The sequence below is a fragment of the Pseudomonas sp. GW821-FHT09C10 genome, from assembly GCF_059418085.1.
In genome coordinates this window covers 392,707-411,560 of the sequence record NZ_JBWKPE010000003.1, presented here as the reverse complement: position 1 = coordinate 411,560, position 18,854 = coordinate 392,707, and the positions used below count along the sequence as shown (strand labels likewise).

Here is an 18,854-nt window from a genome sequence, read left to right as displayed (position 1 = left end):
TCCGCGACCTGCCCACGCCGCAGGCTCGCCGAACGCTGTGTTTAATAGCGATTTACCACAGCCTGGGCCGCCATTACCTCGGTCTACCAATGCATTTCGATGAATAGGGCCTGAAAGGATCGCGCATGTTTGAAAACCTGACTGACCGTCTCTCGCAGACGCTGCGCCATGTAACCGGCAAGGCCAAGCTGACCGAGGACAATATTAAAGACACCCTGCGCGAAGTGCGCATGGCGTTGCTGGAAGCCGACGTCGCCTTGCCTGTGGTCAAGGACTTCGTCAACTCGGTCAAGGAGCGCGCGGTCGGCACTGAAGTGTCCCGCAGCCTGACCCCGGGCCAGGCCTTTGTGAAGATCGTCCAGGCCGAGCTCGAAAGCCTGATGGGCGCGGCCAACGAAGATTTGAACCTCAGTGCCGTGCCACCGGCCGTGGTGCTGATGGCCGGTCTGCAAGGTGCGGGCAAGACCACCACCGCCGGCAAGCTGGCGCGCTTCCTTAAAGAGCGCAAGAAGAAGTCCGTGATGGTGGTATCGGCCGACGTGTACCGTCCGGCGGCCATCAAGCAGCTGGAAATGCTCGCGGGCGAAGTGGGCGTGACCTTCTTCCCGTCCGACCTGAGCCAGAAGCCGGTCGACATCGCCAACGCTGCTATTAAAGAAGCAAGGCTCAAGTTCATCGACGTGGTCATCGTCGATACCGCCGGTCGCCTGCACATCGATGAAGAGATGATGGGCGAGATCAAGGCGCTGCATGCCGCGATCAACCCGGTCGAGACGCTGTTCGTGGTCGACGCCATGACCGGCCAGGATGCGGCCAACACCGCCAAGGCCTTCGGCGACGCGCTGCCGCTGACCGGCGTGATCCTCACCAAGGTCGACGGCGACGCCCGTGGCGGTGCCGCGCTGTCGGTGCGTGCCATCACCGGCAAGCCGATCAAGTTCATCGGTATGGGCGAGAAGAGCGAAGCGCTCGAGCCGTTCCACCCTGAGCGTATCGCCTCGCGTATCCTCGGCATGGGTGACGTGCTCAGCCTGATCGAGCAGGCCGAAGCGACGCTCGACAAGGACAAAGCCGATAAGCTTGCGAAAAAGTTGAAGAAGGGCAAGGGCTTCGACCTCGAAGACTTCCGTGACCAGCTGCAACAAATGAAGAACATGGGCGGCCTCGGCGGCCTGATGGACAAGCTGCCGAACATCGGCGGCGTGAACCTGGCGCAAATGGGCAATGCCCAGGGCGCGGCAGAGAAGCAATTCAAGCAGATGGAAGCCATCATCAACTCCATGACCCCGGCCGAGCGCCGCGACCCTGAGCTGATCAGCGGTTCGCGCAAGCGTCGGATCGCCATGGGTTCCGGCACCCAGGTGCAGGACATCGGGCGCTTGATCAAGCAGCACAAGCAGATGCAGAAGATGATGAAGAAATTCTCCGCCAAGGGCGGAATGGCCAAGATGATGCGCGGCATGGGCGGTATGTTGCCCGGCGGCGGCATGCCGAAAATGTAAAGTATTCGAGCGGGAGTTCACTCCTGCTCCGACCCACAGGGATGTGGGATCTCCAGCAAACCCGCCGTTGGCGGGGGCTGACCTGCCGTTTTAACCGACGGCTCTCTAGCAGATCTGAATGGCACGCTGATAGGCGCCAGAAAAAGACATTTGCAAAAGTCCGGATATTCCTTAGAATATGCGGCCTTTCGGGCACCTATGCCCGCTGTGCATTTAGATTTGCAGCACCGACTACAGGAACGATGTTCACATGCTAACAATCCGTCTTGCCCTTGGCGGCTCCAAAAAGCGCCCGTTTTACCACTTGACCGTAACTGACAGCCGCAACCCACGTGACGGCTCTCACAAGGAACAAGTAGGTTTCTTCAACCCGATCGCTCGTGGTCAAGAAGTCCGCCTGTCCGTGAACCAAGAGCGCGTAGCCTACTGGCTGAGCGTTGGTGCACAACCGTCTGAGCGTGTTGCCAAGTTGTTGAAGGACTCGGCTAAGGCCGCAGCCTGAGCAATATGAACGCGACGCCAACTGTTGCTGATGATTTGATCGTTATCGGCAAGATTTATTCTGTTCATGGCGTTCGCGGCGAAGTGAAGGTGTATTCCTTTACTGATCCGACTGAAAACCTGTTGCAGTACAAGACCTGGACGCTCAAGCGCGAAGGTAGTGTGAAACAGGTCGAGCTGGTCAGTGGACGCGGGAGCGATAAGTTCCTGGTCGCAAAGCTCAAGGGTCTTGATGATCGTGAAGAAGCTCGTCTTCTGGCCGGTTATGAGATCTGCGTGCCGCGCAACCTGTTCCCTGAATTGACCGACGGCGAGTACTACTGGTACCAGCTGGAAGGTCTGAAGGTTATTGATCAACTCGGGCAATTGTTCGGGAAAATCGATCATCTTCTGGAAACCGGCGCCAATGATGTAATGGTGGTCAAGCCTTGCGCTGGCAGCCTGGATGATCGCGAACGCCTGTTGCCCTATACCGAGCAATGCGTGTTGGCTGTCGACCTGGCGGCGGGCGAGATGAAGGTGGAATGGGACGCGGACTTCTAAGCGTGGCTAATTTGCGCATTGAAGTGATCAGTTTGTTTCCCGAGATGTTTTCCGCCATCAGCGAGTACGGCATCACCAGTCGGGCGGTGAAACAGGGGCTGTTGCAGCTCACCTGTTGGAACCCGCGAGACTACACGACGGATCGACATCACACTGTGGACGATCGCCCATTTGGCGGTGGCCCGGGCATGGTGATGAAGATCAAGCCCCTGGAAGATGCGTTGGTTCAGGCCAAGGCAGCCGCCGGGGAGAAGGCGAAGGTAATTTACCTGTCCCCTCAAGGCCGTCAGCTGAAGCAGGCTGGGGTCCGCGAACTGGCGAATGAGGAAGCACTGATCCTGATTGCCGGTCGCTATGAAGGCATTGACGAGCGGTTTATTGAAGCTCATGTCGATGAAGAGTGGTCGATTGGGGACTATGTCCTGTCTGGCGGCGAGCTGCCGGCGATGGTCCTGATAGATGCGGTTACACGACTGCTGCCTGGAGCTTTAGGGCATGCGGACTCCGCGGAGGAAGATTCCTTCACGGACGGTTTGCTGGATTGCCCGCACTACACCCGACCGGAGGTGTATGCGGATCAGCGTGTTCCCGACGTATTGCTAAGTGGCAATCACGCACACATCCGGCGTTGGCGTTTACAGCAGTCCCTTGGTCGGACCTATGAACGACGCGCCGATCTTCTGGAAAGCCGCTCGCTTTCTGGAGAAGAGAAGAAGCTGCTCGAGGAATACATCCTCGCGCGGGACGATAGTTAACAACGTATCGATGGTAGGTCCATTGACTTACCTTAGGAGCACAGCATGACTAACAAAATCATCCTTGCACTCGAAGCAGAGCAGATGACCAAAGAGATCCCTACCTTTGCCCCGGGCGACACCATTGTCGTTCAGGTGAAAGTGAAGGAAGGCGACCGTTCGCGTCTGCAAGCGTTCGAAGGCGTGGTAATCGCCAAGCGTAACCGTGGTGTGAACAGTGCTTTCACTGTTCGTAAAATCTCCAACGGTGTTGGCGTAGAGCGTACTTTCCAGACCTACAGCCCGCAAATCGACAGCATGGCCGTTAAGCGTCGCGGTGACGTACGTAAAGCCAAGCTGTACTACCTGCGTGACCTGTCCGGTAAAGCAGCTCGCATCAAGGAAAAACTGGCTTAAGTCCAGCTTCCCGATGCAGAAAAAAGCAGCCTACGGGCTGCTTTTTTGTGCCCGCGATTTGAGGTCCGGGATAGGATCTACCTGATTCCGCCACTTTTCTGTTCGAGTCCCTATGCCTGCCATCGACCACCCTTTGATCGACCGTTTCCTCGATGCCCTATGGCTGGAGAAAGGCCTGTCAGATAACACCCGCCAGGCCTACCGCAGCGACCTGGCGCTGTTCAACGGCTGGCTGCAGGAAAAAAACCTGGAACTGATCAATGCCGGTCGCGAGCTGATCCTAGATCACCTGGCCTGGCGCCTGGAGCAGAACTACAAACCCCGTTCCACTGCACGGTTTCTCTCCGGTGTACGTGGCTTTTATCGTTATTTGCTCAGGGAAAAACTGATCGCCCTCGATCCGACCCTGCAAATCGATATGCCGCAACTGGGCAGGCCGTTGCCCAAATCCCTGTCGGAAGCCGACGTCGATGCCTTGCTCGCTGCGCCCGACCTCAGCGAACCCATCGGCCAGCGTGACCGCGCCATGCTGGAAGTGTTGTATGCCTGTGGCCTGCGGGTCACGGAGCTGATCAGCCTGACCCTGGAGCAGGTCAATCTGCGCCAGGGGGTGCTGCGGGTAATGGGCAAGGGCAGCAAGGAACGGCTGGTGCCGATGGGGGAGGAGGCGATTGTGTGGGTCGAGCGTTATATGCGCGATGCCCGCAGCGAGCTGCTGGGCGGGCGGCCCAGCGATGTGCTGTTTCCCAGCCAGCGTGGCGAACAGATGACCCGCCAGACGTTCTGGCATCGCATCAAACACCAGGCCAAGGTCGCGGGGATCGGCAAGAGCCTGTCGCCCCACACCTTGCGCCATGCATTCGCCACCCATTTGCTTAACCACGGTGCGGATTTGCGCGTGGTGCAAATGCTGCTCGGGCACAGCGACTTATCCACCACCCAGATCTACACCCATGTGGCGCGTGCGCGCTTGCAGGATATGCATGCCAAGCACCACCCGCGAGGCTGAAAAGCGCCAATTTATGCCGCCACGGGCTGCCCTGCGGCCCAACTGTGGTAGGCTTTGCCGGTTAGCAAAGGGGACCGCCCGCACCCGTGTTTCCGTATTGGCGCGCCTGCACCCGTCCCTGCATCTGCCTTCAGGAGTTTCCATGCGCTTGACCCAGATTATTGCCGCCGCAGCCATTGCGTTGGTTTCCACCTTTGCCGTCGCCGATGACGCTGCCGAGCAGACCATCCGCAAGAGCCTGGCCAACCTGCAGCTCGATACCCCAATCGAAAGCATCAGCGCCAGCCCGATGGCCGGCCTGTATGAAGTCAAGCTCAAGGGCAGCCGCGTGCTGTACGCCAGTGCGGACGGTCAGTACATCGTCCAGGGCTACCTGTTCCAGCTCAAGGACGGCAAGCCGGTCAACCTGACCGAGAAAGCCGAGCGCCTGGGCGTGTCCAAGCTGATCAACGGCATCCCGGTGGCTGAAACCGTGGTTTACCCGGCCATCGGCGAGACCAAGACCCATATCACCGTGTTTACCGACACCACGTGCCCGTACTGCCATAAGTTGCATGCCGAAGTGCCTGCGCTGAACAAGCTGGGTGTGGAAGTCCGCTACGTAGCGTTCCCGCGCCAGGGCCTGGGTTCGCCGGGCGACGAGCAGTTGCAGGCCGTATGGTGCTCGGCCGACAAGAAAGCGGCCATGGACAAGATGGTCGATGGCAAGGAAATCAAGGCCGCCAAGTGCGCCAACCCGGTGTCGAAGCAATTTGCCCTGGGCCAGTCCATCGGCGTCAACGGTACACCGGCCATCGTTTTGGCTGACGGCCAGGTGATTCCGGGCTACCAGCCGGCACCACAAGTTGCCAAACTGGCGCTGGGTGCCAAATAAACCAGCATCGTCGAACCTTTGGCGATCATGGCCTGTGGATAAGTCGACGGGTCATTAATTGAAAGCCGCAGTTGTGCGGCTGTTTTCCACGGCCGACCTAGCGTCGGCCGTTTCATGGGGAGTTCTTCAGTGAAACCGGTCAAAGTAGGCATCTGTGGGTTAGGGACCGTCGGTGGCGGCACCTTCAACGTACTTCAGCGTAATGCTGAAGAAATTTCCCGCCGTGCAGGGCGCGGGATTGAAGTGGCGCAAATTGCCACGCGTTCGCCAAAGCCTCAGTTCCAAACGACCGGTATTGCGATTACCAACGATGTCTTCGCCGTGGCCACCAACCCTGAAATCGATATCGTCATCGAGCTGGTGGGCGGTTACACCGTGGCCCGCGAGCTGGTGCTCAAGGCTATCGAAAACGGCAAGCACGTGGTCACCGCCAACAAAGCGCTGATCGCCGTACACGGCAACGAGATCTTCGCCAAGGCCCGCGAGAAAGGCGTGATCGTGGCGTTCGAAGCCGCGGTTGCCGGCGGTATCCCGGTGATCAAGGCGATCCGTGAAGGCCTGTCCGCCAACCGCATCAACTGGGTGGCTGGCATCATCAACGGCACCGGTAACTTCATCCTCACCGAAATGCGCGAGAAGGGCCGTACCTTCGAAGACGTACTGGCCGAAGCCCAGGCCCTGGGGTATGCCGAAGCCGACCCGACATTCGACGTGGAAGGCATCGACGCGGCGCACAAGCTGACCATCCTGGCATCCATCGCCTTTGGTATCCCGCTGCAGTTCGACAAGGCCTACACCGAAGGCATCACCAAGCTGACCACTGCCGACGTGAACTACGCCGAAGCCCTGGGCTACCGCATCAAGCACCTCGGTGTCGCGCGCAGCACCCCGGCGGGTATCGAGTTGCGTGTGCACCCGACGCTGATCCCGGCCGATCGCCTGATCGCTAACGTCAATGGCGTGATGAACGCCGTGATGGTCAACGGTGACGCTGCCGGTTCCACCCTGTTCTACGGCGCCGGTGCCGGCATGGAGCCGACCGCTTCGTCGGTGATCGCCGACCTGGTGGACGTGGTTCGCGCCATGACCAGCGACCCGGAAAACCGCGTGCCGCACCTGGCCTTCCAGCCGGATTCGCTGTCGGCCCACCCGATCCTGCCGATCGAGGCCTGCGAAAGCGCCTACTACCTGCGCATCCAGGCCAAGGATCACCCGGGCGTGTTGGCCCAGGTGGCCAGCATCCTGTCGGAGCGCGGTATCAACATCGAGTCGATCATGCAGAAGGAAGTCGAGGAACAGAACGGCCAGGTGCCGATGATCCTGCTGACCCACCGGGTGCTCGAGCAGCACATCAACGATGCCATCACCGCGCTGGAAGCCTTGCAAGGCGTCGTGGGCCCGGTGGTGCGGATTCGCGTCGAACACCTGAACTAACCGATCTGTTCCAGAGGCCCCGTGTGTGCGGCGGCCTCTGTTCGAGAATGTTTTAGAGGAGCCAGTCATGCGTTACATCAGCACCCGCGGCCAGGCACCGGCCCTGAATTTCGAAGACGTCTTGCTGGCAGGCCTTGCCACCGACGGCGGCCTGTACGTGCCGGAAAACCTGCCACGCTTTACCCAGGAAGAAATCGCTTCGTGGGCCGGCCTGCCGTACCACGAGCTGGCGTTCCGGGTGATGCGCCCATTCGTCACCGGCAGCATCCCCGATGCGGATTTCAAAAAGATTCTGGAAGAGACCTACGGCGTGTTTTCCCACAGCGCCATCGCGCCTCTGCGCCAGCTCAACGGCAACGAATGGGTGCTCGAGCTGTTCCATGGCCCGACCCTGGCGTTCAAGGACTTCGCCCTGCAACTGCTGGGTCGCCTGCTGGACTACGTGCTGGAGAAGCGCGGCGAGCGCGTGGTGATCATCGGCGCCACCTCCGGTGATACCGGTTCGGCCGCCATCGAAGGCTGCAAGCACTGCGAAAACGTCGACATCTTCATCCTGCACCCGCACAAGCGTGTGTCGGAAGTGCAGCGCCGCCAGATGACCACCATCTTCGGCGAGAACATCCATAACATCGCCATCGAAGGCAACTTCGACGACTGCCAGGAAATGGTCAAGAACAGCTTCGCCGACCAGGGCTTCCTCAAAGGCACACGCCTGGTGGCGGTGAACTCGATCAACTGGGCGCGGATCATGGCCCAGATCGTCTACTACTTCCACGCCTCGCTGCAGTTGGGTGGCCCGGCGCGCTCGGTGTCGTTCTCGGTGCCGACCGGCAATTTCGGCGACATCTTCGCCGGCTACCTGGCCCGTAACATGGGCCTGCCGATCAACCAGTTGATCGTCGCCACCAACCGTAACGACATCCTGCACCGCTTCATGAGCGGCAACCAATACGTCAAGGAAACCCTGCACGCCACCTTGTCGCCGTCCATGGATATCATGGTGTCGTCGAACTTCGAACGCCTGCTGTTCGACATGCACGGTCGCAACGGCGCAGCCATCGCCGGCTTGATGGACACCTTCAAGAGCGGCGGCGGTTTCAGCGTTGATGAAGAGCGCTGGACCGAAACCCGCAAGCTGTTCGACTCCCTGGCCGTGGACGACGCGCAGACCTGCGAAACCATCGCCGAGGTCTACGCCCAGACCGGCGAGTTGCTCGACCCGCACACCGCCATTGGGGTGAAGGCCGCCCGCGAATGCCGTCGCAGCCTGGATATCCCGATGGTGATCCTCGGCACCGCCCATCCAGTGAAATTCCCGGAAGCGGTGGAGAAGGCGGGTGTCGGCAAGGCGCTGGAACTGCCGGTGCATCTGACCGACCTGTTCGAGCGTGAAGAACGTTGCACGGTGCTGCCGAATGACTTGAAGGCGATGCAGGCGTTTGTCAGCCAGCATGGCAATCGTGGCAAGCCTTTGTAAGGCAGGTCACGAAGACAAAAACGCCGCTTTCCCTTCCTTGGGGCAGCGGCGTTTTTTGTTTCTGGCAGGCCCGATAGCGTGCCGGTTACAAGAGCAACTTAATCGCTACTCCAGTAATCGAAGCAATCGTTGCGACCACGGCCATTGCTACGCCCATGGGGTACCAGAAAGTTTCACAGTTTATTTTCAGGGATTCCGATCTGAGCTTGTCTTGCTCAGCCTGCATGCGTGATATTTCTGCGTAGATGCGCCTTACATCGGCATGCATTCTCTCCATCGTCGCCATTCGCTCATCGTTTTCCACCATCGCATTCCTCCTTCGCAATAAGGGCCTTTGGCATACGCTTTCCCCACGTGGCACTGTGATCAGCGCTCATCGAGTATAGGATTCACCGATGGCCTGCGCGGCAGGGGAAGCCCAGAACAGCCGCCCATTGCGTAAGCATTTATGTGCCGCCGTTTTTTGCCTGTCATGTTGCAAGCGCATGCTGGAAACGTCATCCCCCGACAACCCCGCATAAACGAAAAAGCGAACTTTCCTACGTCACAACCAGTCACTTAGGATAGATGCAGCTCCCGTTTACAAGAATGTTTGCGAACTATTGAGTGGTGATCGAGATGGAAAGTATCAGCCTATTGCTCGAAGAAGCACTGAGCCCTTATCAGGTGACGTTGACCACCGCAGGTGTGCAGGAAGAGTGCCTGGTAACCGTGAAGAACCCAGCCGGTGCGATCGTGGTCGAGCGTGAAGTCGACCGGGCGCAATTGCTCGATAAGCGCGTATTGGTGGATGTGGTGGATTGCCTTTTGCGCGACCTCAAGATCGCTGAAGGACGCCTGGAACCCTCGGTCATCGCGGCCTTGCGCAACGCCGCGCAGACCCGCGGCGCTGCCGTTGCATGAAGAATTGTTTATAGATGGAAACTTCCCACGTCATGGCCGGTCAGATTTTGTAACAGCAAGAGCAAACATTGTGCTCCGGTGTTTGTGCCTTGCTGTACTGGTCTTTGTAGGCCACGTTTAACCCCGAAGTGTCTCCCCACTCTTCGGGGTTTCTTTTTGCCTGGGATTTGTCACGGCGCTGGCGAGTCCTGGAAAAAGCTCGGGTTGTCTCGCAGGTAGTGTTCACGCATGGCAGGGTCCAGCCAGGCGGCATAGGACTGCTGTACGTGTTCCAGCGGGAGGCTGAGCAGAACCTGGTTGATCCGTTCCATGGCCTCGCGCCCCTCAGGTGTATCCGAGCAGCCGATATGCGTGCGCTGGTAAGGCGCTGTGCCCTTGATGGGGTAGAAACTCAGGTCTTCGGCCGCGATCCCCTGTTGCATCGCGTGGTAGCGGATTTCCGGCCAATAGCCCAGCACTGCCTCCAGCCGGCCCAGGCGCTGCATCTGCAGCAAGCTGCCAAGGGCATCGTTGCCGTAGTGCAGTGCCAGTTTGTGTGTGTCGGCCTGTTTCAGTCGCTCATCGATAACGGCGCCGTAGCTGCGTTCCGCGATCGCGCCGACCCTTGCCTCATGGGCGTCGAAGAAGGCCTGCAGGTCGAACTGGCCGTCTACGATAAACGCCGCCAGGGCGCCCTGCTGGCTGCGTCGGATCGTGACGCCATTACTGGCGACCACAAACGCCTGCCTGGAAAATACGATGTACCTGGCCCGCTCGGCCGTCCACAGCAAGGATGGATCGCAGGTGAGCGTGGGCTCGCGCAGCATCTGCATGCCGCGCGCGCGATTGACGTGCATTACCTGGTGGCGATATTCCGGCAAGTGCTCGATCAGTATCGGCAGCAACTGGTCCAGGGCGCCCTGGCCTTTGCCTGGCCCTTCGAAGATGGTCAGCGGCGGCAAGTCGCGCAGCAACCAGATCAACGTGCCCTCGGCACTCGCCGGCACGGGCCAGCCGCCGGCCAGCATGACGGCCAGGGACAGCGCACTGAACCAGTGCCTGCAACCGTGGGACATCAGATGGCGCCTTGCTCACGCAGGCGGACAATGGCGGCGGCGTCGTATCCCAACTCGCCCAGCACCACGCCGTTGTGTTCACCCAGCTGCGGCCCCACCCATTCGCAACTGCCCGGTGTGTCCGACAGCTTGGGCACGATGCCCGGCATCTTGAAGTCCTTGCCGCCGGGAAGCCGGGCCTCGAGGAACATCTCGCGCGCGAGGAATTGCGGGTCGCCCAGCATGTCTTCGGCACTGTAGATCCGGCTGGCGGGTACCTCGGCCTTGTTGAGTTGCTCCACCACCTGCTCCAGCGGCAGCGAGTTCACCCAGCGATCAATCACGCCATAGAGTTCATCGCGACGGCTGTCGCGCCCGTCATTGCTGGCCAATTGTGGATCGTTCGCCAGGTCGTCACGGCCGATGGCGCTCATGAAACGTTTGAAGATGGCATCACCGTTGGCACCGATCTGTACGTGCTTGCCGTCCGCGCTGGTGTGGATCGACGATGGCGTGATGCCGGGCATGATGTTGCCGGTACGTTCGCGAATAAACCCGAATACGTCGAACTCGGGGATCATGCTTTCCATCATGGCGAAGATGGCTTCATACAGCGCTACATCCACCACCTGGCCCACACCGCCGTTGACCTCGCGATGACGCAGCGCCATCAAGGCACCGATGACCGCCCACAGCGCGGCGATGGAGTCGCCAATGGAGATTCCCGTGCGCACCGGCGGGCGATCTTCGAAACCGGTGATATAGCGCAGCCCGCCCATGGACTCGCCCACTGCGCCAAATCCGGGCTGGTCTTTCATCGGTCCGGTCTGGCCAAAACCCGAGAGGCGCACCATCACCAGTTTCGGGTTCAGCCCATGCAGGGTTTCCCAGCTCAGGCCAAGCTTCTCCAACACGCCGGGGCGGAAGTTTTCGATCAGGATGTCGGCGTCTGCCAGCAGTTGCTTGAGAATCGCCAGCCCGTCCGGGTGCTTGAGGTTCAACGTCAGGGACTTTTTGTTGCGCGCCTGCACAAACCACCACAACGAGGTGCCTTCGTACAGCTTGCGCCATTTACGCAGCGGATCGCCGCCGTCCGGGGACTCGACCTTGACCACCTCGGCACCGAATTCAGCACAAATGCGTGAGGCGAAGGGGCCGGCGATCAGGGTGCCGAGTTCGATGACTTTCAGGCCGGCAAGCGGTTTGGCATTAAACGACATGGGGATCCTTGTCTGCGCGGAACGGTGGTGTGAAGCCTTTTAACATAGGCGAGCAGCCCAGGGATAAGGATGATGCAGTGCAGGATTCGTTGAATGACCTCGCCATCGGTTAGACTGGCCGCCTTTCCCTGTCTCTAGAAGCCCGTTCATGGCCCAGCCGTCCACGACCTACAAATTCGAACTCAACCTCACCGACCTCGACCGTTCGGTGTACGAGAGCGTCAAGCAGACTATCGCTCGCCACCCCTCGGAAACTGAAGAACGCATGACCGTGCGCCTGCTGGCCTACGCCCTTTTTTACAACGAACAGTTGGCGTTCGGTCGTGGCCTGTCAGATGTAGACGAGCCAGCCCTGTGGGAAAAAAGCCTGGATGATCGGGTTTTGCATTGGATCGAAGTCGGCCAGCCGGATGCCGACCGCCTGACCTGGTGCTCGCGTCGCACTGAGCGTACCAGCCTGCTGGCATACGGCAGCTTGCGCGTTTGGGAAGGCAAAGTGGTGCCGGTGGCGAACACCCTGAAGAATGTCCACATCGCAGCAGTGCCCCAGGAGATTCTGGAGGTCCTGGCCAAGGACATGCCCCGCGTGATCAAGTGGGACTTGATGATCAGTGAAGGCACGATCTTCGTCACCGACGACCGTGGCCAGCACGAAGTGCAACTGCAATGGCTGGTCGGCGAACGCGGTTGAAAATGTGGGAGGGGGCTTGCCCCCTCCCACATTTGATCTGTGTTCCCTTCAGAGTTGTCGTTTAACCGTTGTATTCAAGAGAAGCTCCCGTCACCCATGCGTATCGATCCCCGCCCGTTGCCCGCCGTCCTGCCCTTCCTGGGGGAATTGCCACCGCTGTTGACCCGTCTCTACGCCGCACGTGGCGTGCAGTCCGAGGCCGAGCTGGACAAGAGCCTGGCGCGGTTGATTCCCTATCAGCAGCTCAAGGGCATCGACGCGGCGGTGGACTTGCTGGTGACGGCATTGGAGCAACGCCAGCGCATCCTCATCGTCGGTGACTTCGACGCCGATGGTGCCACCGCCAGCACCGTAGGCACCCTGGGCCTGCGTTTGCTCGGTGCGGCCCATGTCGATTACCTGGTGCCCAACCGCTTCGAATACGGCTATGGCCTGACCCCGGAAATCGTCGCGGTGGCCCTGCAGCGCGAGCCGCAGTTGCTGATCACCGTGGACAATGGCATTTCCAGTGTCGAAGGCGTGGCGGCGGCGAAAGCGGCGGGGTTGCAGGTATTGGTGACCGATCACCACTTGCCCGGGGATGAGCTGCCGGCGGCGGATGCCATCGTCAACCCGAACCAGCCGGGCTGTGAGTTCCCGAGCAAGGCCCTGGCCGGCGTGGGCGTGATCTTCTACGTGCTGATGGCCCTGCGCGCGCGTTTGCGCAGTTTGGGCTGGTATGAAAACAAGCCTCAACCCAACATCGGCGAGCTGCTCGACCTGGTCGCCCTGGGCAGCGTCGCCGACGTGGTACCCCTGGACGCCAATAACCGCATACTCGTACATCAGGGCCTGGAGCGTATTCGTGCCGGTCGCGCACGGCCGGGGATCAAGGCGATCCTCGAAGTGGCCAAGCGGGATGCAGCGCGCATCACCTCCACCGACCTCGGCTTTATCCTCGGGCCACGCTTGAACGCCGCCGGGCGCCTGGACGATATGAGCCTGGGCATCGAATGCCTGCTCACCACGGATTTCGCCGCGGCACGGGAAATGGCTGCGCAACTGGATGGCATGAACCAGGACCGCAAATCCATCGAACAAGGCATGCAGCGCGAGGCCCTGGCTCAGCTCAAGGACTTGCCGGTGGACTCAATGCCCTACGGCTTGTGCCTGTTTGATCCGGACTGGCACCAAGGTGTGATCGGCATTCTTGCGTCGCGCATGAAGGAGCGGTACTTCCGCCCCACCATTGCCTTCGCCGATGCCGGCGATGGCCTGCTCAAGGGCTCAGGGCGCTCTGTGCAAGGCTTTCACATCCGCGATGCCCTGGCGGTGGTTGCGAGCCAGCATCCCAACCTGATCAGCAAATATGGCGGCCACGCCATGGCGGCGGGGTTGACCTTGCCCGAGGAAAATTTCCCACTGTTTGCCGAGGCCTTTGACGCCGAAGTGCGTCGGCAGCTGCGCGAAGAAGACCTCACCGGGCGCCTGCTGTCCGACGGAACCCTGGCGGTGGAAGAGTTTCACCTGGAACTGGCGCGCGCATTGCGGCATGCCGGGCCGTGGGGCCAGCACTTTCCCGAGCCGTTGTTCCATGGCGTGTTCCAGCTGGTCGAGCAGCGGGTGGTGGGGGAGCGGCACCTGAAAGTGGTGCTCAAGAGCGAATGCGGGTCGGTGAAGCTCGATGGCATTGCCTTCGGCGTCGACCGGGAAGTCTGGCCGAACCCGACCGTACGTTGGGTGGAATTGGCCTACAAGCTGGATGTGAACGAGTTTCGTGGCAATGAAACTGTGCAACTGATGATTGCCCACATCGAACCGCGCTAGATCTTACCCACGCCGCAAAAAACTGTGGGAGGGGGCTTGCTCCCGATAGCGTTGGGTCAGTCACAGCATTGTTGACTGATGCTCAGCTATCGGGGGCAAGCCCCCTCCCACAGTTTGATTTGTGTAAGGCTCGGGTTTATTCGGTTTTGGCCTGGTGCTTCACGATGATATCCACCAACCGCTTGGCCAGTGCCGGATAGTTCTCATCGAAGTGATGCCCGCCCGGCAGTTTCACCGCCTCGCCCACGGCGGTCTTGTCGGTGCAGCCACTCTCGTCGACTTCTTCGGCACCGTAGATGCACACCACCTTGTCAGCCGGCAGCTTGGCCATTTCCGGGCCGGTCGCGGCTTCTTTGCCGGCGTTGCCCAGCCAACCTTCCACTTCGATTTCAAAGCTGCCGGTGCGGGCGAAGGCCAGCAGGATGATGACGTCCACACGCTGCTGTTCGTTTTCCGGCAGGCGGTTGTAGATCGCCGGCAGGACGTCCGCGCCGAAGGAGTAACCGGTCAGCACGAAGCGCTTGGTGCCCCATTTCTGCCGGTAGTGCTGCATCAGCTCGGTGAGGTCCTTGGCGCTTTGTTCCGGGGTCTTGTGCTGCCAGTAGTAGCGCAGGGTGTCGATGCCGACCACCGGGTAGCCTATCTTGGCCATTTCGCCGGCCACGTCGCGATCGAGGTCACGCCAGCCGCCATCACCGGAAAGGAACAGCGTCACGGTGTCCTTGGCCTGGCCAGCCGGCACTTCCACCACGGGAATCGCCAGGCCGCCGTTGTCCGAACCCACCAGTTGCTTGCGCAGTTCGTTGTTCAGCACTTGCGGATAGTGAATGTCGTAGTCGCTGATGCTGGTGGTGGCGCGCGGGGTGTCACGTACGAAACTGGCGCTTTCATCGTCAGGGTTGTCGTTCCAGGCCACCAGCCAATTACCGTGTGCTGCGGTTTTCGGCAGTGGGTCCTTGCACCCTTCCTGCACCAACGCGAAGCCGACGGAGATGGCGTTGGCCTTGTCGTCGCTCTGAGTGGCCAGCCAGCGCCAGGCGAGGGCGGCGCCAGGGCCGATGCCGCTGACCAGGGTCGCGGGGCCCTTGAGCTGGCCCAGGGCGCTTTGCAGCGCTTGTTCCTGCAGCTTGCAGTCATCCTTTGGCAGGATCACCTGGACGATCTGCGCCTTGCCGCCCTGGCTCAGGGTAATCAACTGGCTATCCGTCAGCGTTTCGTCAGCCATCACCGCCACTGCGACGCGGGCTTTCGGGGTGCCGGCCGGGGTCACGCGGGTCATCACCGAGCCGTCGGCCTGGGGCAGTTGCTCCAGGGTCGGCTGTGGGGCAGGGCGGTTCCAGAACCAAAAGCCGCCACCCAGGACCAGGGCGAGCAGCACTACAAAGGCCAATACATACCGCCAGGAGCGTCGAATCATCAGCGTTTCACCAATCCAGTCAAGCCGCCCGCGATCAGGGCGGCGGTATCGGCCAGTGCCACCAGCGGGTCAAGTCCCGCGGGCACAGCCATGTAACGGGGTTCCCAGTCAGGCTGGAACTTGTCTTTGAAGCGGCGCAAGCCTTGGAAGTTATACAGTTGCTCGCCGCGACGGAACACCATCGAGCCCAGGCGCTGGGTCAGTGGTGCGCCGCGTCGCGGTTGCAGGCCCGACAACGGCACCATGCCGAGGCTGAAGCGGGCGTAGCCGTGATTCTTATAGTGTTGAATCAGGCCGACCATCATGAATTCCATGGTCAGCTTGGGCGCATCCGGGTGGGCGCGCATCAGGTCGAGGCTGGCCAGGTCATGGTTGTAGGTCTCGAGCAGGTTGGCGAAGGCCACCGGGCGGCCTTCGAAGCGAATGATCGCGATACGAAAGTGCTTGAGGTAGTCGTCGCTGAAGCGTCCGAGGGAAAAGCCTTTTTCCCGCACATTCTTACCGGTAAGCCAGGCGTCCGAGATGACTTTTAATTCATCCATCGGTGCCGTGCCGGGTTCAAAGATCTCCAGGGACAGGCCATCCCGGGTGCCACGGTTCCAGGTGTAGCGCAGGTCCTTCATCTCTTTGCCCTTGGCTTCCAGGTCAAAGCGTTTCAGGTCGACGCGGGCTTCCTCGCCCAGCTTGATCGCGGTGAGGCCGATGTCCATGTAATAGGGCAGGTTCTCGGCGCGTACCTGATAGAACACCGGGCGCGCATGATGGATGTCGCACAGGTCGCGGAACTGCCAGATCATTTCGGCACGGGGCTGGGTCGGACCGATCGGGTCATACAAGGCCACCAGGCTGCGGCCGCGACGGGCATACATCAGGAACGCTTCGTCATTCGGGTGGAACAGCAATGCTTTGTCGCCGGTCAGCGCCAGGCCGCCGTCGGGTTGCGACGACGCCATCAGGATCTTGCTGGCGCGTTCCAGTTCATCGGGTGTCGGCAGGTGGATCACCGGGCGTGCGGTGCGCAGCAGCCAGGTCAGCGAGACGATGACCAGCAGCACGGCGGCACCCAGCAGCGAACGCAGGCCGCGCGGGGCGTTGGCATCAAGGGTGAACTGCCACCACAGTTGATGGCTGTACGGTACATCTTGATACGCGAACAGCAGCAGCCAGATAGAAGCCCCCAGCACACAGACGCTGGCTACCAGGTATAGCGGTGAAAAAGGCAGCTCGGTCAGGCGGCTGGCGCGATAGAACGAGCGGCGGAAGATCGCCAGCAGTATCGCCGTCATGGTCATCAGGCTGGCTTCTTCCCAATCGAACCCCTTGAGCAGCGAGAGCAGGGCGCCCACCAGCAGCAGCACCATGGTCAGCATCCACGCAGCCGACAGGCGACGACGCAGGCCCTGGGCCAGCAACAGGCACAGCACGCCGATCAGGCTGGCACCGAAGTGCGAGGCGTCAATCAGGCGGTGGGGGATCAGGAAGCCGATGTTTTCCAGGCGTGAGTCGATTTCTGGCGTGGCGCCGGAAAACAGCAGGACCACGCCGGACAAAAAAACCAGTACGGCCAGCACCGGCGCCGCCAAACCCGAGGCTACCCGCAGGCTTTGCTGAGTCTGGAACAGGCGCTGGGCCTCGTTGACCAGCAGGAACACACAGGCGATCAGCAGCGGCAGGACCACGTAGATCATGCGGTACAGCAGCAGGGCGGCGGCCAAGGGCGCGGCGCCGAGCTTGTCGGCGAATGCGGCGAGCAGTATGGCTTCGAATACGCCTACGCCCCCTGGCACATGGCTGAGCACACCCGCGGCCAGCGCCAGCAGGTACACCAGCAGGAACGGGCCGAAAGGCGGTGCTTCCGGCAGCAGCAGATAAAGGACGGTAGCGGCGGCGGCCACGTCCAGTGCGGTGATGATCAGTTGAAGGAATGTCAGGCGGCGACCGGGCAGACGCAGGGTCCGACGCCCGGCTTTTACCAGCAGGTTGTCCGGGTAGGGCTGTTCCGGCAGGCGGCGGCGGTAGATGCCGATGCACAACATGGCCGACAGCAACAGCACTGCGCCGGCAACGCCGCCGAGCACCGTTTGTGGCAAATGCAGGTAGGTCGACGCTGCTGGCAAGTTGCTCAGCGTGGCCAATGCAGCCAGCGGGGGCAGGGCGCAGCCCAGTGCCAGGCTGGCGAACACGGTCATGTGGGCGACTTCCGAAGCCCCGATGCCATGGCGTGCATATAAACGGTAGCGTACCGAGCCGCCCGAGAGCATCGACAGGCCAATGGCATTGCCGATCGCAAAGGCAGTAAAGCCGCCAAGGGCCAAGGTCTTGGCCGGCAGGCTCACCCCGGCATAACGTGCGCCGGAAAACTCATAGCCCAACAGAATGACGAACCCCGCGACGGCGGCGGCGAACGCACCGAGCAATGCAGGTTTGGGCACTTCCAGGATCGAGTCGTGGAGGGCGTAGAGGTCCAGCTCCAATAGCAGGTGCCGACAGGCGATCAGGGCGATTGCGAACAGCAACAAGGTCACGGCCAGCCCGATGGGTTGCCGGTATTTGCTCAACAGATCCAGCCAGCGCAAGCGGGTGGGGGCGATAGGTTGTTCTGCTGTGACGGTGTCTTGTGGTTCAGACGAGTTGGCGCGCATCAATCACCTCGTGGATTGTGCGCGACAGGATGGAGGTATCCAGCCAAGTTACCAATCCCTATGGACAAAATAATTACAAATATTAACGCGGATCACCGGGTGCGGCGACTGCGGCCATTGGTCGTAGAGGCGTAAGCATAGCGTGCAATGAGATGGACTCAACAAACCGCGTACGGTTTCATGAAAGATGCCATACCATTGTTTCAGAAGAACTTTTTCATCGGATACAAAAAAGGCCACTCTTTCGAGTAGCCTTTTTTGATGTTTGGTTGCGGGAGCCGGATTTGAACCGACGACCTTCGGGTTATGAGCCCGACGAGCTACCAGACTGCTCCATCCCGCGTCTGTGGGCGGCATTCTACAGCCAGATGGCGAGGTGTCAACCGTTAATGAGCCGATGGGTCAAATAAGTGTGAAATAGCTGACATGCAACCTAAGTTCGCGATTGAAAACGCTTTTTGTAGTGAGCGGGCTTGCCCCGCGCCGGGCTGCGGAGCAGTCCGTGGTGAAGTGCACACTATCTTGTGTGGGGCTGCTTCACAGCTCAGCGCGGGGCAAGCCCGCTCGCTAAAACAAAAAAGGCCACTCTTTCGAGTAGCCTTTTTTGATGTTTGGTTGCGGGAGCCGGATTTGAACCGACGACCTTCGGG

17 protein-coding genes and 1 tRNA gene are annotated in these 18,854 nt (G+C 60.4%); 12 read left to right on the top strand and 6 right to left on the bottom strand.

All coding sequences use genetic code 11. The annotated features are described in order from the left end of the window. The first annotated feature begins 125 nt into the window (after nt 1-125). From ffh to thrC, 9 genes are all read left to right on the top strand, one after another. Entirely contained in the window at nt 126-1,502 is a 1,377-nt protein-coding gene (gene ffh / locus AC07OT_RS08935; RefSeq protein WP_003175900.1) for a signal recognition particle protein, read from the top strand. A 250-nt stretch (nt 1,503-1,752) separates the two neighbouring features. Next, on the top strand, nt 1,753-2,004 hold the full coding sequence (gene rpsP / locus AC07OT_RS08930) for a 30S ribosomal protein S16 (protein ID WP_003238923.1): 252 nt from the start codon (nt 1,753-1,755) through the stop codon (nt 2,002-2,004). Between the two features lie 5 nt (nt 2,005-2,009). Next, nucleotides 2,010-2,546: a ribosome maturation factor RimM gene (gene rimM, locus AC07OT_RS08925; protein ID WP_027605457.1), complete on the top strand. Its 537-nt coding sequence runs from the start codon at nt 2,010-2,012 to the stop codon at nt 2,544-2,546. Then, nucleotides 2,528-3,301, top strand: coding sequence for a tRNA (guanosine(37)-N1)-methyltransferase TrmD (gene trmD, locus AC07OT_RS08920; RefSeq protein ID WP_016977714.1), 774 nt, complete (start codon nt 2,528-2,530; stop codon nt 3,299-3,301). Before rimM ends, trmD begins: the two co-directional genes overlap by 19 nt. A 45-nt stretch (nt 3,302-3,346) precedes the next feature. Continuing rightward, nucleotides 3,347-3,697 carry a 50S ribosomal protein L19 gene (rplS, locus tag AC07OT_RS08915; RefSeq protein ID WP_003175895.1) on the top strand — a complete coding sequence of 117 codons (351 nt, stop codon included), beginning with the start codon at nt 3,347-3,349 and terminating at the stop codon, nt 3,695-3,697. A 112-nt stretch (nt 3,698-3,809) separates the two neighbouring features. Continuing rightward, nucleotides 3,810-4,706 (top strand): site-specific tyrosine recombinase XerD, encoded by an 897-nt coding sequence (gene xerD, locus AC07OT_RS08910; RefSeq protein ID WP_495107905.1) that lies wholly within the window; start codon nt 3,810-3,812, stop codon nt 4,704-4,706. Between the two features lie 142 nt (nt 4,707-4,848). Then, on the top strand, nt 4,849-5,580 hold the full coding sequence (locus AC07OT_RS08905; protein WP_027605460.1) for a thioredoxin fold domain-containing protein: 732 nt from the start codon (nt 4,849-4,851) through the stop codon (nt 5,578-5,580). Between the two features lie 129 nt (nt 5,581-5,709). Further along, a complete protein-coding gene (locus AC07OT_RS08900; RefSeq protein WP_027605461.1) occupies nt 5,710-7,014 on the top strand; it encodes a homoserine dehydrogenase in 1,305 nt (434 codons plus the stop codon). Nucleotides 7,015-7,081: 67 nt separating this feature from the next. Further along, nucleotides 7,082-8,491, top strand: a complete 1,410-nt coding sequence (thrC, locus tag AC07OT_RS08895; RefSeq protein WP_027605462.1) for a threonine synthase — start codon at nt 7,082-7,084, stop codon at nt 8,489-8,491. Nucleotides 8,492-8,576: 85 nt separating this feature from the next. On the opposite strand, the gene AC07OT_RS08890 is transcribed toward thrC, so the two are convergent. Continuing rightward, entirely contained in the window at nt 8,577-8,798 is a 222-nt protein-coding gene (locus tag AC07OT_RS08890) for a hypothetical protein (RefSeq protein WP_495100487.1), read from the bottom strand. Nucleotides 8,799-9,109: 311 nt separating this feature from the next. Between AC07OT_RS08890 and AC07OT_RS08885 the strand changes: the two genes are divergently transcribed. Next, entirely contained in the window at nt 9,110-9,394 is a 285-nt protein-coding gene (locus AC07OT_RS08885) for a DUF3509 domain-containing protein (RefSeq protein WP_495107904.1), read from the top strand. Between the two features lie 170 nt (nt 9,395-9,564). On the opposite strand, the gene AC07OT_RS08880 is transcribed toward AC07OT_RS08885, so the two are convergent. Together AC07OT_RS08880 and AC07OT_RS08875 are read right to left on the bottom strand one after the other, a co-directional pair. Beyond that, nucleotides 9,565-10,449, bottom strand: coding sequence for a TIGR02285 family protein (locus AC07OT_RS08880; protein WP_115487216.1), 885 nt, complete (start codon nt 10,447-10,449; stop codon nt 9,565-9,567). After that, nucleotides 10,449-11,648: a CaiB/BaiF CoA transferase family protein gene (locus tag AC07OT_RS08875; protein WP_253491917.1), complete on the bottom strand. Its 1,200-nt coding sequence runs from the start codon at nt 11,646-11,648 to the stop codon at nt 10,449-10,451. The genes AC07OT_RS08880 and AC07OT_RS08875 overlap by 1 nt, the downstream gene beginning before the upstream one ends. A gap of 148 nt (nt 11,649-11,796) precedes the next feature. Between AC07OT_RS08875 and AC07OT_RS08870 the strand changes: the two genes are divergently transcribed. Then, nucleotides 11,797-12,339 (top strand): YaeQ family protein, encoded by a 543-nt coding sequence (locus AC07OT_RS08870; protein ID WP_495107903.1) that lies wholly within the window; start codon nt 11,797-11,799, stop codon nt 12,337-12,339. Nucleotides 12,340-12,435: 96 nt separating this feature from the next. Further along, the gene (recJ, locus tag AC07OT_RS08865; protein ID WP_065924825.1) at nt 12,436-14,145 is read left to right on the top strand and encodes a single-stranded-DNA-specific exonuclease RecJ; all 1,710 of its coding nucleotides are present in this window, start codon (nt 12,436-12,438) and stop codon (nt 14,143-14,145) included. 136 nt (nt 14,146-14,281) lie between these two features. On the opposite strand, the gene AC07OT_RS08860 is transcribed toward recJ, so the two are convergent. The 3 genes from AC07OT_RS08860 to AC07OT_RS08850 all read right to left on the bottom strand — a co-directional run bounded on the left by AC07OT_RS08860 (nt 14,282) and on the right by AC07OT_RS08850 (nt 18,547). Continuing rightward, nucleotides 14,282-15,562, bottom strand: a complete 1,281-nt coding sequence (locus AC07OT_RS08860; RefSeq protein ID WP_065939214.1) for a virulence factor family protein — start codon at nt 15,560-15,562, stop codon at nt 14,282-14,284. Next, entirely contained in the window at nt 15,562-18,204 is a 2,643-nt protein-coding gene (gene mprF / locus AC07OT_RS08855; protein WP_495107902.1) for a bifunctional lysylphosphatidylglycerol flippase/synthetase MprF, read from the bottom strand. Before mprF ends, AC07OT_RS08860 begins: the two co-directional genes overlap by 1 nt. A 266-nt stretch (nt 18,205-18,470) precedes the next feature. Next, nucleotides 18,471-18,547, bottom strand: a tRNA-Met gene (locus AC07OT_RS08850). Nucleotides 18,548-18,854 lie beyond the last annotated feature (307 nt).

Excerpts from the sequence above, each read along its gene's own strand:
- thrC (WP_027605462.1), top strand. The coding sequence starts at position 7,082 with ATGCGTTACATCAGCACCCGCGGCCAGGCACCGGCCCTGAATTTCGAA.
- trmD (WP_016977714.1), top strand. The coding sequence starts at position 2,528 with ATGGGACGCGGACTTCTAAGCGTGGCTAATTTGCGCATTGAAGTGATC.
- AC07OT_RS08875 (WP_253491917.1), bottom strand. The coding sequence starts at position 11,648 with ATGTCGTTTAATGCCAAACCGCTTGCCGGCCTGAAAGTCATCGAACTC.
- rpsP (WP_003238923.1), top strand. The coding sequence starts at position 1,753 with ATGCTAACAATCCGTCTTGCCCTTGGCGGCTCCAAAAAGCGCCCGTTT.
- rimM (WP_027605457.1), top strand. The coding sequence starts at position 2,010 with ATGAACGCGACGCCAACTGTTGCTGATGATTTGATCGTTATCGGCAAG.
- mprF (WP_495107902.1), bottom strand. The coding sequence starts at position 18,204 with ATGCGCGCCAACTCGTCTGAACCACAAGACACCGTCACAGCAGAACAA.
- AC07OT_RS08905 (WP_027605460.1), top strand. The coding sequence starts at position 4,849 with ATGCGCTTGACCCAGATTATTGCCGCCGCAGCCATTGCGTTGGTTTCC.
- AC07OT_RS08870 (WP_495107903.1), top strand. The coding sequence starts at position 11,797 with ATGGCCCAGCCGTCCACGACCTACAAATTCGAACTCAACCTCACCGAC.
- recJ (WP_065924825.1), top strand. The coding sequence starts at position 12,436 with ATGCGTATCGATCCCCGCCCGTTGCCCGCCGTCCTGCCCTTCCTGGGG.
- AC07OT_RS08860 (WP_065939214.1), bottom strand. The coding sequence starts at position 15,562 with ATGATTCGACGCTCCTGGCGGTATGTATTGGCCTTTGTAGTGCTGCTC.
- xerD (WP_495107905.1), top strand. The coding sequence starts at position 3,810 with ATGCCTGCCATCGACCACCCTTTGATCGACCGTTTCCTCGATGCCCTA.
- AC07OT_RS08885 (WP_495107904.1), top strand. The coding sequence starts at position 9,110 with ATGGAAAGTATCAGCCTATTGCTCGAAGAAGCACTGAGCCCTTATCAG.
- ffh (WP_003175900.1), top strand. The coding sequence starts at position 126 with ATGTTTGAAAACCTGACTGACCGTCTCTCGCAGACGCTGCGCCATGTA.
- AC07OT_RS08890 (WP_495100487.1), bottom strand. The coding sequence starts at position 8,798 with ATGGTGGAAAACGATGAGCGAATGGCGACGATGGAGAGAATGCATGCC.
- AC07OT_RS08880 (WP_115487216.1), bottom strand. The coding sequence starts at position 10,449 with ATGTCCCACGGTTGCAGGCACTGGTTCAGTGCGCTGTCCCTGGCCGTC.
- rplS (WP_003175895.1), top strand. The coding sequence starts at position 3,347 with ATGACTAACAAAATCATCCTTGCACTCGAAGCAGAGCAGATGACCAAA.